The following is a 13,177-nucleotide window of genomic DNA, read 5'->3' on the forward strand; positions in this document are numbered from 1 at the left end:
CTCATCCTTGCTTTAACAACACAACTTCATGGGCAGACAGCATCGGAATTTTTTCTGGCTGTGCAATTCCCATCTCATGCCAAATCTGTAAACCATCATTTTTACCAAACCAGCGTTGGTACTGTTGCTCAAGTTGTTGCTGTTGTTGCTGTAATTGTTCTAAATCTAAAGGGGCTACCTTAGTGTCTAGCTGTGCTAAAATCGCATCACGAATATCGGCAATATCATCCTCAACCAAAGCCTGTACATGATTGAGTAAATAACGATGTTTCCCGCCTGTGACACGCCAAACCAAAGCACGATCTTTCGAGTCAAATTCTTCCACGCCTTTGACCGTTTCAATCACTTCTGGGCCAGACAGTGCCAAACGTCCTTCTTCCGTCATGATGATGGCACTGCTCAAACATGCACTAATGCCCATCCCACCAAAAGCACCACAAGTACCACCAATTACGGTAATAATAGGAATACCTGCATTTCGTACCTGTAACATGGCACGCATAATTTCAGAAATGGCAATGAGACCTGCATTGGCTTCGTGAAGGCGCACACCGCCTGAGTCGACAAAAAACAGTACCGCCTGTGCTTGATCTTGAATGGCTTTTTGTAAAAGACCGACAATTTTTGCCCCGTGGATTTCCCCCACAGCACCGCCCATGAATTGCCCTTCTTGCGCCATGATATGTACAGGTGTTCCGTTTACACGTGCCGTACCAATAATCACGCCATCATCAAAACTTCCCGGAATATCCAGAGCAGAGAGATGCGGGCTAACTTCAATTTCAGTCGGTTTGAGTATTTCTTTAAAACTCTGAGCATCGACAACCGCTTGAATGCGTGCACGTGCTGTTTTCTCATAAAAACTGTTTTTGAGCATCACTTGATCCATGTTCTATACTCCCTTAAACATAGATATTGCTTGGCTTAAGCGCAGGTTCACCACCGCTGGGGTCGCCCCCATATCATTTAACTGAAATTTAAGCCCTGCTACCGCATGACGTTGTGTAAACTCATTCAGTACAGACTGCCAAACATGTTGAAAACCAACGGCTGATGTGGTGACTTCAATCTGACAAATATCCGCCTGATCATGTTGTGAAACCAAGACTTCTAAATTTCCAGAGCCAACCACACCACAAATAACAGCCGCTTGTTCAGTACTCAGCGGTGCTGATTGTAATTCAAATTTTAACTTTTCCATGTCGATCACCAGTTTCTAAAGCGACTTGGGGGGCTATATAAACCACCCGACCATTTAACTAAATCTTTCACCGATTTTGCCGCCAATAAATCACGACTGACCTGTGTTGGATCGATACCCAAATCTTCTGGACGCTGAATAATGCCGCGCTGACGTAATTCTTCCACTTTGGCCTCATCACGCTGCATCCCCACTGGGGTATAACCTGCCACACCACGAATCGCTTGTTCACGTTCCTCTGGGGTTCGACATAACAGTAAGTTGGCAATGCCTTCTTCCGTCACAATATGGGTCACATCTTCGCCATAAATCATGATGGGCGGGAGTTCGCTGTCCATTTTGTCTTGTAACTGCCACGCATCTAACTCTTCGACAAAGACAGGATGCATATGTTCACGGTACGTTTCGACCAACTGCACTACCAATTTGCGACCTTTAATCAGTTTGCCGTCGACGGCTTCACGCCCTGCTTTGGTATAGGCATAACTAGCATGACGGCGTCCATGCGGGTCAGAGCCCATATTCGGTGCACCACCAAAACCAGAAATACGGTCTACCGTGGCGGTTGAGCTGTTGCCCTGTAAGTCAATTTGTAAAGTCGAACCAATGAACAGATCACAGGCGTATAAACCTGCTGTTTGACTAAAAGCACGATTGGAACGCATGCTGCCGTCACTGCCTGTAAAGAATACATCTGGACGTTCTTTAATATAGTCTTCCATCCCCACTTCAGAACCAAAGCTATGGATCGATTCGACAAATCCACTTTCAATCGCAGGAATTAAAGTCGGGTGCGGATTCAAAGCCCAATTGGTACAGATCTGCCCCTTTAGTCCTAAGGATGCCCCATACGTAGGTAGTAACAATTCAATTGCCGCGGTATCAAAGCCAATACCATGATTTAAACGTTGAATTTGATATGGTGCATAGATCCCTTTAATCACCATCATCGCCATTAAAATTTGCACTTCGGTAATTTGTGCGGGATCACGGGTAAATAACGGTTCTATATAGTTGTGCTTGGGGCTTTCGATATAAAAATCGACCCAACCTGCTGGGACATCGACACGCGGTAACTTATCGACAATTTCATTGACCTGCGCAATCACAATCCCGCTTTTAAATGCAGTGGCTTCAATAATCGCGGGCGTATCTTCGGTATTTGCACCTGTATACAGATTACCCTCACGATCGGCCGCATGTGCCGTGATCAGGCAGACATTAGGTGTCAAATCGATAAAGTAACGCCCATATAGCTCTAGATAAGTATGAATTGATCCGATACTAATCTTTTGCTGCTGAACCAATTGAGCCAGACGTAAACTTTGTGGGCCTGCAAAAGAAAAATCAACTTTAGAAGCAATACCCTTTTCAAAGACATCTATGTGACTTGGTAAAGCTAGTACAGACTGAACAATGTGTAAATTATTCACCACATCTGGATTACACTGACTTAAGCTCTTGGAGAGAAAATCTGCCTGTTTCTGGTTATTACCTTCTAAGCACACCCGATCTCCGCAAGCAATGACCGTTTCCAATAGTTCAATCACACGTGCATGTTCAACTTTCTTTTCAAAGCCTTTTTGCTTCGCTTGATTGAGTTTTTCTTGTCTACGGGTTCTCTGCTTATCCCATAAATGCTTCTTAACCATCTGGTTCATGACATCACCTTTATGTTTGAGTTAGCCGAAGATGGCATTGATCGTGAGGAAAAATAGTGATGGTCCGAGTAAGCAACCTAAGCCTGTATAGAATGTTGCAACCAAAGCACCATACGGTACTAAACGCACATCTGTACCTGCTAAGCCCGCAGCTGTACCACTGGTTGTGCCAGCCAGACCACCAAAAACCATCGCTGAGCGTGGACTTTTTAAATACATGAATTTTGCGAGTAATGGCGTGCCCACCATAAAGAACACTGCTTTAATCAAACCAATCGCAATAGATAGTGCAATTACTTCTGAGCTTGCGCCAATCGCTGATCCTGTTACTGGACCCACGATATAAGTCATTGCACCCGCACCAATGGTTGTCATAGACACAGGATCTCGATAACCCATGACCCAAGCCACCATTGCACCAATAATGAAAGGAATCACACAACCTAGTGTTAAGGCAATTAAGCCGACTTTACCTGCTTTCTTAACTTCTTTTACATCCACTTCAAATGCTGTCGATGCAATGGCCAAATCGCGTAGCATGGCTCCACCGAGTAAGGCAAAACCACCAAAAATCTCGATATCTGAAATACCCTTTTCACCTTGGGTATAAATCCCTGCAAAATACGCCAGAACCAAACCCATAGTGATGGCAAATGCTGAACTTTGTAATTTACCCTTGGTGAGATATTTTGAGAGAAGATGTGAGACATACATCATCAAACCTGTAACCGCCAATGCTGTGACCAATGCATTTTTGGTTAATACCGTAATTATTTCTTCCATTACATTTCTTCCTTGTCGCTGTACAAACCATTTTTATTCTGTGTGAATGACACGCTTTCCTTAAGCCGCTTTTTCCGATTCAACAGACCATTCATAAGACTCATAATCACCACTGGATTTGTTCAACCAACGAATGACCAATACTGTTCCGATGAGTGATGCAACTGAAACAATCAAACCTAACATTCCGCCTGAAAGCGCTGCGACTACGTTTTGTCCTGCTGACATAGCAACGACAATTGGAATGTACATACCAGACCAGTACAACACGCCAAATTGTGTGGTTTGAGGTAAGTGGCCGCGTTTTGCTAAAACCTCCTTTGATATAATTAAAAGAATCATGGCAATTGCCACACCACCTACATTGGCTTTCACGCCAAGCGCCATACCGAGAATGTTTCCTAAATAAACGCCTAGTAGATGGCAGATTGCCAGTATGGCTGTTCCGTAAATAATCATCGCTGAATCCTCCCTGGATCATGCTTTGCTTCTAATAATCTGACTTATAATTTGCTATAGTTATAGCCTATCTGTATCCAGTGTACAATGTTTTGTACTCAAATAAACATAAATTGTATACAATTTTTTGGTGATGTATGACTTCTATTGCAGAACTCCCTCTTTCTATTCAAATTAGTAAAAAGTTAGAGGACGATATTATTTATGGTTTCTTCTTACCCGGAACCAAACTTGATGAACAAGAACTGTGTGATCGCTATGGTGCTTCTCGTACCCCAATTCGTGAGGCATTGAAGCTTCTTGCAGCCGAAGGTCTGGTCGAAATTCGCCCACGTCGTGGCGCCATTATTCCGACCATTAACCCACTGACTTTATGTGAAATGTTTGAAGTGATGGCTGAGTTAGAAGCCATGTGTGGACGTTTAGCCGCGCGTCGTATTCAACCTGAAGAAAAACAAGAATTACAGCGTTTGCATTTATTGTGTCAGGATTATTTAAAGCAAAATGATTCGGAAAATTATTATGAAGCCAACCGCTTATTTCACTTTGCCATTTATCAGGCCAGTCATAATGCTTTTTTAATTGAACAAGCATCCACCTTACATAAACGTTTACATCCCTATCGACGACTACAGCTTCGTGTAAATAATCGAATGAATAATTCTTTTTCGGAACACAATGCAATTTTAGATGCGATTTTTGCGGGTGATGAACAACAAGCCGAAGATTTATTGAAAGCCCATGTGGTCATTCAAGGTCAAAAATTTACAGACTTTATTTCAACAATCGAGAGCATTCAGCCCAAAAGTTAGTCTTTTGTAGAGATTCGAGCACCAATCTGGGTGCTCGTCAGTTCAACCACTTAAAACAGCTCCCTTTTATCAAACCGTCGTGATCTTTGGATGGTTCAATTCTGCAAAATTTTGAATTTTATCAATGTCTTTTTGAATCGAGCTCGACACCACATTGGGTAATATCTGATTCACTTTGACAAAGATTTTTTCAGGATATCCCACTTGATAGTACAACTTGTCGTTCTGTAAAAATTGATACAGCTCTTCAGCTACAAAAACAGGGCTGTCCATTTTTACACCCAGCTTTGCATTCATTTCCACTACTACTGGACTGTTCATGGTGGTAGCGGTTGCCCGAGGTGAAAAATATTTAAACTGAATCGGTGAGTTGGAATATTCACGTGCCAAGGCTTCGGTTGCACCACGCAAGGCAAATTTACTGGCACAATAGCTCACATAACCTGGATAGCCAATACTGCCAAAAGTCGAACCCATGTTAATAATTTGGCTTGGTGCAGTTTTCGACATTAATGGAATAATGTGCTGAATCAATTGCAGTGGATACACCACGTTAATCAGCATCATCTGTTCAATCGCGTCGCTAGATTGGTGGCTAAACAAAGAAAAATCATTCACCCCTGCATTGTTAATATAGTAATTGATCTGAATCTTTTGCTGCGTCAATGCTTGAATAAATTGCTCACGACTCTCGGCATCGCTCAAATCGCAACGCAGACTTTGTAGCTTTAATTGAGGATATTGCGCCTTAAGTTCTGCCTGCATAACTTGTAATGCTTCAGTATTGCGGGCTACAAGTACCACATTCACATTGTTTTTACATAAATTTTCAACGATGGCTTTACCTATGCCACCTGTTGCCCCAACAATCACTGCAGTTAAATTTGACATAACCCTATTCCTTTTCATTGTATTAAGACTAGTGCTTAAAATGTTTCGCTCAATCCTAAACCCATACTGATATAGAGTTTACGCTGCTCAAGAGGGACTAAAATTTCACGTCGACCATGCATAAAACGTTTGTTGTCGATAATCGCAACATCACCATCTTGCCATTCAATTTCCTGCGTATGCTGTTCGCAAAGTTCCGCAAGTTCTGTAATCAGTTCCTGACTTATCTCGCGACCATCCGCAAAGGTGAATTTCGGTTTTTGATAATTATAAGATGGGCCTAAAATGGTATTGGCAAATGCAGGGACACCTTTCAAATTATCTTGGCGGATCATGTGCATTTGCAGATGGTATTCCACCCCTTCATCGTGAGAGGGAGTGATCGTTTGTCCTGGAATCATCTGAATAAATTGGTTCAACGCTTCCCAAGTCACCGAGTCCACTTCAGCAATATTGAAAGCAGTCGCCACATATTTCTGCCAAATCTGTTTTGGTAAATAGCGGCTAATAGTCATCGGTGCGGCAAACTTTTGTTTTAGCGGCTCAGACAAGTTTTTCCATACTGCATGTCCATCACATACAGTGGTTTGCGAACCTTGGGAAGCACTAACTTCACTAAAAAAAGCAATAATATCTGGAGGTAATGGCGTTGAACCATTTTCAATATGCAACCCAACAGCCTGAGTGCCTGCATCCACTTTCTGAGATTGTTGCGTAATGTTTTCACGGGCAGGATCATAGGTGAGCTTTTGGCATAAGGCTGTCATCAACTCACTAAAACGATGCACGTCATAATGTTCATGTCTGAGTAAAATCCAACCTTGCTCACGTAAGGTATTTTTAATTTCTGCATGACTTGAAGCTGAGTAACTACAACTCTGCTCAAGGTCAAATATAGATTGTTCAATATTCATATCTTTACTCACTATTTAGTGAAATTTTATGCTTTGAAATTAAATCGTCAGGTCTTATTACGGCTATCGCTTGCTTAGCTGAACGACGGCTTATTGAAGCGATAAATACTGCCCAAATTGCTTTTTAATTTCGTTGCGTCTCAATTTTCCGTTGTCGGTTAACATCTGATTATTCAGTGAAAATGGTTCTGATGATCGATACCATTGCTTAATTTGGGCATAGTCAGGCATGCGGTCATTCGCTTTCTGTATCGCTTGCGCCAACATGCCATCCGATACATTTTCCTTGGCATAAATCACCGCAGAAAGATAAGGCTGTGCTTCACCGAAAATGGCAATCTGGTTAATTTCGGGTTCATTCGAACCATTCGATTCAACCCATTCAGGTGAAATATTGCGCCCAAAACTACTGACAATAATTTGCTTAATACGGCCCGTAATAAACAGATAACTGTCTTTATCAAAGAAGCCTGCATCACCTGTGTGAATCAGAGGATCAACTGCAACCTCATTGAGATAACCCTGCATGGCATTGCCGCGTACTACCACTTCACCATTGTCCGCAATTTGTACATCTACATGGGGTAATGGCTTGCCTACACTGCCAATTTTTCTGGCGTTGGGTAGGTTTAAACTAACCACTGAAGCGCATTCTGATAGCCCATAACCCTCATAAACAGGCAAATTCAACTGTTGCGACTGCAACAACAAATCAGTCGAAACTTTACCACCACCCACTGCAATGAATTTCAAACTTGTAAAAGCCTGAGAGTCAAATTGCTGAATATATTCCACCATCGCTTTAAGCATTTGTGGCAGCAAAATTACGCTTTGAATTTGGTATTGCTGTACCGCAGCCGCAAAGTTTTCCACCTTAAACTCATGGTTCGATACCAGTCCAAAATGACTGACATTACCGACTACAATTGAACGTCCCATATTCAAGGCAACATAAATGCCTGCAATGTTTTCCAATAAAGTAGCGAAGGGAATCAAACATAGATGTCGTCCCAATTGGCTCGACTGTAATGCTGAGCTGAGCGATTCTGTAATCGACTGAATCGTGTCTTCCGCCAGACATACTCCCTTAGGTGTGCCCGTGCTGCCTGAGGTATAAGTAATCTTTGCGGGAACGGCTGAATCCATCGTTGTTGGTGCAGCCACATTTAAACGAATAAAAGTGCCAGAAGCCTGTTCAGCATTAAGTAATTGTTGAATACGGCCTTGCTCATTCAAGCTATGCAACCATGTATGATTTTGTGCCACACAGTCGAGGTGATACGCTGACAGGGTAAGATTTACATCTGCCATAAAAATCGTATCGACTGCACTGTCTTTTAACAGATGTAAAATCTGCTGAGCACTAAAAAATAGAGGGATCGGAATCACGGTAATCCCTGCTTTTTTTGCAGCTAAATCAATCAACACCCAATCAATACTATTCATGCCCCAGATTGCAAGTTTCTGCGTCTGTAACAGCCCCAGTTCCTTACTGAGGCGTTCTACAGCATGATGAAGCTCTACATAACTTACTGTACGTACTTCGGTCACAATCGCTTCACGTCTAGGCGTTTGTTTAGCATACGCTGCAATAACATCGAAAAGTTGATTCATAGACTTCACCCACTAATTACAGAATGATTTACTTTGAAATCATAATGTTGCTGGGTCACAGCCAAAGCATCAGCGACATTAATCGCCAACACCAAAGGTTTTTGCTGGTAGTAATTTCCCCACTGTTTTTGAGCTTCACCCAGTACTTCTGGATTTGCCTTCTCTAAAACATGAAAATGTAGCCCCATTTGCTGTAATACATAACGTACTGCTATGGTGCCGGTACACACTGCCCATTCCACTTCTGCTAAGGTGAGATAAAACACCAAAAAAGCCACCATCATTTTGGCATATTCCATGTTCTGAGAGGCTAGATTACCAATTTCAATAATCTTTTCTCGCGCCACATCGCGCTGAACAATTTTCTTTAAGGTTTGTTCAATTGGCTGTACCAAATATTGTTCCAGAAATGCCTGATGGGTTTTCAGCGGTTCAATGCCAATGGCTACTTGTGTTTCATGCTTAAACTCCCCCACAAATAAGGTCGAGGAAAAATGTGACAAGGTGGCTTTGTGCTTTTCTTGATACTTGGTGCTGATATAGGTTTCAACCTGTTTACGCTCAGACTGATCGACTTGTGCAGCATGTATACGAAGCAGCGTATTTTTTTTATGTGAGACAATTTGATAGGTTTTCTGGTTATCTAATAGATTTAAATGTTCTAGCTTTGCTGTAGAATTTTTATAAACTAGATGATTCTTATAATAATTCAGACCATTAAATTTGGTTGAAAAACCTGTCCCAAAGATGAATGTCGTCATAGTCATCTCGCCATAAATTGATTCATTAAAAAATAAGTTTTGAAACTTAAAATTTACTTAAATCTTTATGACACTTTTATGACAACCACAACCCTCAATATATAATTAATTTTTAATATTCAAATATTTATATTATTTTATTTTTATTACATAAAACTTAAGATACAAAACAATATATTGTAAACTATGACCCATAATCTAACTGAAAATTATTACCTTTTACACTATTTATTATACACAGCGATTGCTGATGAAATATTTTATAAATCCTCATCTGAGAAACTAAAATAAATACATGCCAAATACTTAAAATAATTATATTTTATTAAAATATATAAAGTATAAAATTAGCATCTCCTTTTTTTTAATTAACTCAAATGAAATTAATTATAGATTTCATCTAGTTTTAGTCTTGAACAAAACATCGAAAAATTTCTTTGATAAAACAATATATTGGATAATTTGACCCATAACTACCCACTGAGTCATAGGTCAAATATTGAATCTATTAGGCTTGAGTTAATGCAATTGCCAAGTCACCTGTACCGTCTAACTCCGATACTTGTCCTGCTAAAGGCTGACTAAACTGAATACGCTTGATTTGAGATGCTTTTTCTTCAGAAAAAACTGGAATTTGGCTCATAGCAAATTATGACAGTGCGGTGATGGTTAAAGATGGATTTACCCCTCAATTACCCGGCACAATCGAACCATCAATCACGCGTAGGTTTTTATAACCGAAGACTTGCCCTGTAAAATCCACCACACCATTCGAGTTGTCACGGCCCATTGCCACACCACTCATAACATGCGCTGCGCCAAACCGTAAAATGGTTTGAGCGTTTCTTTCCAGTCTTTGCGAATTTTAGTCCATGCCTCTGACTCAAAAACCGCATCGGGTGGAATCAAATGTACATTGGCATAAATTTATGAGCCGCCACCCACATCTACACCATGTAAGATGGTGGTCTTACTGGTAAAGGTAAATTGCATGGTGCCTTTGAATCCTAACTCAGGCATCCATAAATAATTTTTGGTATCTAAATTGGTGGTTGGAAAGTCATAGTTTTCGCGGCGTAAGCCTTTTTCTAAAATTAGAATTTTATTACCTTTTTCACTCAAGCGCAGAGCACTGACTGAACCACCAAAACCAGATCCGATGATAATCTGATCAAAGTCAAAATGTTGATCACTCATTCTATTAACTTCTTTAATCGCTTTTTTTTATTTTTTAAACATGCGTCAGCCCTGAACTTCAAAAAATTTTCTGAAGCTCAACGGCCTTATTTAAGGGTTTAAACAGTAAAACTAAGATTTCATGCGAATTAAGAAATTCAGCACCCAAGTGGCAAACTTGCCATACGGCGGAGCCAGAAATTTCAAACTCGAAAACCCTGCCTGATAAAATACGGGACGCATTTTAGAGAATGTGAGAAAGCCTTCATAACCATGATAATGCCCCATCCCACTTGCACCCACACCACCAAATGGTAAGTCGTGTTGTCCAACATGGAATAATGCATCATTCACAGATACTCCACCCGACATGACTCGACTGATATAGAACTCAACAAGGCGTTTATTGTGACTAAATGGATAAAATGCCAATGGTCGATCGCGCTGTAGGATGTAATCCACCACTTGTTCAGGACTTTGATAGGTTTTCACCATCAGAATGGGACCAAAGGTTTCGCGCATATCAATTTCCATCTCATCAGTGCTGTTGAGCACCAAAGTCAGCGGAATTTTTCGTGTTGCAGCATCGGCTTCTTGTTGGTTTAAATTAATTAAAGTGGCCCCTTTGGCTTCCGCATCAGCAAGACTGTGAGTTAAGCGTTGATAGGCACGATGATCGATCACCGAAGTATAATCTTTACTATGAATATCAGGCACATGCTCTTGTACCCAAGCCTTTGCAGTTTCAATAAATTCCTGAAGCTTCGATTCATGCACAAATAAATAATCGACATTGGTACAGATTTGTCCCGCATTAAACTGCTTCACGAACATAATCCGCTCAACTGCTTTGTCAATTGGGTATTCTGGATCGATGACCGCGGGTGATTTTCCCCCGAGTTCCAAAGTCACAGGAGTTAAGTTTTCAGCCGCGGCCGCCATCACTTTACGACCTGTAGCGCCTGAACCCGTAAACATCAGATGATCAAATGGCAGTTTAGAAAAGGCGACACCAACCTCGCCTGTTTCATCAAAAATTTGTAATTTTTCTTTGGCAAAATATTTAGGACTAATCTGAATGAGCAACTCTGCCAAATGGCGTGAATTTTCCGACATTTTCACCATAGCGGTATTCCCCGCAGCGAACACGGCGGACAATTGCGAGAACATCAAATTAATGGGAAAATTCCACGGCACAATAACGCCAATCACACCCAGTGGTTGAGGAATTAGGCGGTTCTTGGCACCAAAATACATGCTGTGATTGACTCTGCGCTTTTGCACCTTCGTCCATTGGTTCAAATGTTTAATACTGCTATTGATATCGTCAGTTGCTGTAATAATTTCTGCCAGTAAAGTTTCATGACGCGAACGATTGCCATAATCACGATTTAAAGCTTCAATAATCGCTTCCCGATGATTATTGATCATGGCCTTTAAATTCAATAAATGCTGTTTGCGTTGTGCATTGCTTTCAATGCTTTGCTGATGAAAGCTCGTACGCTGTAATTGGAAACAGTCTTGTAATGTCTGTTCGATAACTGTTTGCTCTAAATGCGACTGAACTGTAAGTTGCATAATCTTTCCTTTTAACGGCTAACGATTATTGACTCGTTCTTGATGCCTAGATGGAGAAAATCTCTTACTCTACTTTAACAAAACACTTGAATTGAGCTTGATCTTTTAGGACATTTAGGAACATTGTTATGGCAAGTTATATCCGTGCAGCCAGTCTTGGCGGGTTCGAAGAACTTGTTCGTAGTTATGCTGTAAATCCTATAGAAATATTAAAACAAGTCGGTATTTTGCCATCTTTACTGCGCGATCCCGATTCTTTCATTCATTATGATCATTATTTAAGTTTATTAGAAAATGCGGCGTTGCGCTGCCAAGAAGAATGCTTTGGTTTAAAACTTGGCGCACTACAAAATATTAGCACGATTGGTTTAATTGGCGTATATATGTCCCGACAGGCGACTATTTTAGATGCGTTGAATGTGGCACAAAAATATGTTTATTTACATGCCGAAGGCATCGTGTTTCAGGTTTCAGAAGTGAATGCACAACAGTCTAAACTGACCTTTGTTCGTTTAAACGAATACAATACTGATGTGCCACAAAAGTCCCAACTGGCTATCTGTCTCGTGACTAACATTTTAAAAGATTTGATTGGACCGACTTGGCATGCCGAAAAAATCCATTTGAAACAACCGACACCCAAACAACCTAAAGTGTTTACCGACCATTTCGCTTGCCGAGTTGAGTTCGAAACAGAAGAAGATGCGCTTTATTTTCCTGCCAGTTTTTTAACCCATAAACCCTATGCATTTATTAATGATGATTTGGTTGATCGACTCATCTTGCAACAACTGGAAACGCAGAGCAGCACCAAAGCTACGCTTGATACTGCATTGATTGAAAGCTCTATCCGCATGTTAATGGCAACAGGTGATTGTAGTATTGAAAATATTGCTTTATGTATGGGCTTGCATCCGAAAAAATTACAACGCATTTTGAAAGCGCAAGGAACAAGCTATCGAAACCTACTGGAACATGTACGGAAAAACGAAGCCCTTCGCATGATTGATGCAGACAATGTGAGCCTGACTGACCTTGCCCTGCAACTCGGCTATGCAGAGCTTTCCATTTTTAGCCGTAACTTTAAACATTGGTTTGGCATCAGCCCTTCCGAATGGCGTGATAAACATCAGCATGCCCTTTTGCCTTAAATACAAATCAGCATTTTTGATCTGAAGCCCGTTTTCATTTCTTGAGCCTTTGCCATTTTAGTTGGCATTGGCGCACCAATCGGGTATTGGATATTTTATCGATAATAAGCTGCGAAGCATGTCTAATCTACGCGCCTAATTCAGTTGCCACATGCAATGCATAAAGATGAAAATCC

General features: G+C 41.0%; 15 protein-coding genes. 2 read left to right on the forward strand and 13 right to left on the reverse strand.

Translation table 11 applies throughout. The features are described from left to right. Position 1: 1 nt before the first annotated feature. The 5 genes from E0H94_RS10305 to madL are packed head-to-tail and all read right to left on the reverse strand — an operon-like array spanning position 2 to position 4,104. The gene (locus tag E0H94_RS10305; RefSeq protein WP_131326443.1) at positions 2-889 is read right to left on the reverse strand and encodes a biotin-independent malonate decarboxylase subunit beta; all 888 of its coding nucleotides are present in this window, start codon (positions 887-889) and stop codon (positions 2-4) included. 3 nt (positions 890-892) lie between these two features. Further along, positions 893-1,201 (reverse strand): malonate decarboxylase acyl carrier protein, encoded by a 309-nt coding sequence (mdcC, locus tag E0H94_RS10310; protein WP_131326444.1) that lies wholly within the window; start codon positions 1,199-1,201, stop codon positions 893-895. Positions 1,202-1,206: 5 nt separating this feature from the next. Continuing rightward, positions 1,207-2,862 (reverse strand): malonate decarboxylase subunit alpha, encoded by a 1,656-nt coding sequence (gene mdcA, locus E0H94_RS10315; RefSeq protein ID WP_131326445.1) that lies wholly within the window; start codon positions 2,860-2,862, stop codon positions 1,207-1,209. Positions 2,863-2,883: 21 nt separating this feature from the next. Continuing rightward, positions 2,884-3,645 carry a malonate transporter subunit MadM gene (gene madM / locus E0H94_RS10320; RefSeq protein WP_131326446.1) on the reverse strand — a complete coding sequence of 254 codons (762 nt, stop codon included), beginning with the start codon at positions 3,643-3,645 and terminating at the stop codon, positions 2,884-2,886. Between the two features lie 60 nt (positions 3,646-3,705). After that, a complete protein-coding gene (gene madL / locus E0H94_RS10325) occupies positions 3,706-4,104 on the reverse strand; it encodes a malonate transporter subunit MadL (RefSeq protein ID WP_131326447.1) in 399 nt (132 codons plus the stop codon). Positions 4,105-4,241: 137 nt separating this feature from the next. Between madL and E0H94_RS10330 the strand changes: the two genes are divergently transcribed. Next, entirely contained in the window at positions 4,242-4,916 is a 675-nt protein-coding gene (locus tag E0H94_RS10330) for a GntR family transcriptional regulator (RefSeq protein ID WP_016166428.1), read from the forward strand. 69 nt (positions 4,917-4,985) lie between these two features. On the opposite strand, the gene E0H94_RS10335 is transcribed toward E0H94_RS10330, so the two are convergent. The 8 genes from E0H94_RS10335 to E0H94_RS10360 all read right to left on the reverse strand — a co-directional run bounded on the left by E0H94_RS10335 (position 4,986) and on the right by E0H94_RS10360 (position 11,850). Next, entirely contained in the window at positions 4,986-5,807 is an 822-nt protein-coding gene (locus E0H94_RS10335) for an SDR family oxidoreductase (RefSeq protein WP_131326448.1), read from the reverse strand. 35 nt (positions 5,808-5,842) lie between these two features. Then, positions 5,843-6,721: a TauD/TfdA family dioxygenase gene (locus E0H94_RS10340; protein ID WP_131326449.1), complete on the reverse strand. Its 879-nt coding sequence runs from the start codon at positions 6,719-6,721 to the stop codon at positions 5,843-5,845. Positions 6,722-6,811: 90 nt separating this feature from the next. Further along, positions 6,812-8,335, reverse strand: a complete 1,524-nt coding sequence (locus E0H94_RS10345; RefSeq protein WP_131326450.1) for an AMP-binding protein — start codon at positions 8,333-8,335, stop codon at positions 6,812-6,814. Positions 8,336-8,340: 5 nt separating this feature from the next. Beyond that, positions 8,341-9,096: a thermostable hemolysin gene (locus E0H94_RS10350; protein WP_131326451.1), complete on the reverse strand. Its 756-nt coding sequence runs from the start codon at positions 9,094-9,096 to the stop codon at positions 8,341-8,343. Between the two features lie 508 nt (positions 9,097-9,604). Continuing rightward, positions 9,605-9,739, reverse strand: a complete 135-nt coding sequence (locus E0H94_RS18905; protein WP_264757555.1) for a hypothetical protein — start codon at positions 9,737-9,739, stop codon at positions 9,605-9,607. A gap of 45 nt (positions 9,740-9,784) precedes the next feature. Next, positions 9,785-9,901, reverse strand: coding sequence for a GMC family oxidoreductase (locus E0H94_RS18690; RefSeq protein WP_264757556.1), 117 nt, complete (start codon positions 9,899-9,901; stop codon positions 9,785-9,787). Between the two features lie 122 nt (positions 9,902-10,023). After that, positions 10,024-10,293, reverse strand: a complete 270-nt coding sequence (locus E0H94_RS18695) for an NAD(P)-binding protein (RefSeq protein ID WP_227548573.1) — start codon at positions 10,291-10,293, stop codon at positions 10,024-10,026. 111 nt (positions 10,294-10,404) lie between these two features. Beyond that, a complete protein-coding gene (locus tag E0H94_RS10360; RefSeq protein WP_131326452.1) occupies positions 10,405-11,850 on the reverse strand; it encodes a coniferyl aldehyde dehydrogenase in 1,446 nt (481 codons plus the stop codon). A gap of 128 nt (positions 11,851-11,978) precedes the next feature. On the opposite strand from E0H94_RS10360, the gene E0H94_RS10365 reads away from it, so the two are divergent. Then, positions 11,979-13,001, forward strand: coding sequence for an AraC family transcriptional regulator (locus E0H94_RS10365; protein WP_131326453.1), 1,023 nt, complete (start codon positions 11,979-11,981; stop codon positions 12,999-13,001). Positions 13,002-13,177: the final 176 nt, after the last annotated feature.

The sequence above is a fragment of the Acinetobacter sp. ANC 4173 genome (assembly GCF_004331255.1).
In the GTDB taxonomy this organism is placed as follows: domain Bacteria; phylum Pseudomonadota; class Gammaproteobacteria; order Pseudomonadales; family Moraxellaceae; genus Acinetobacter.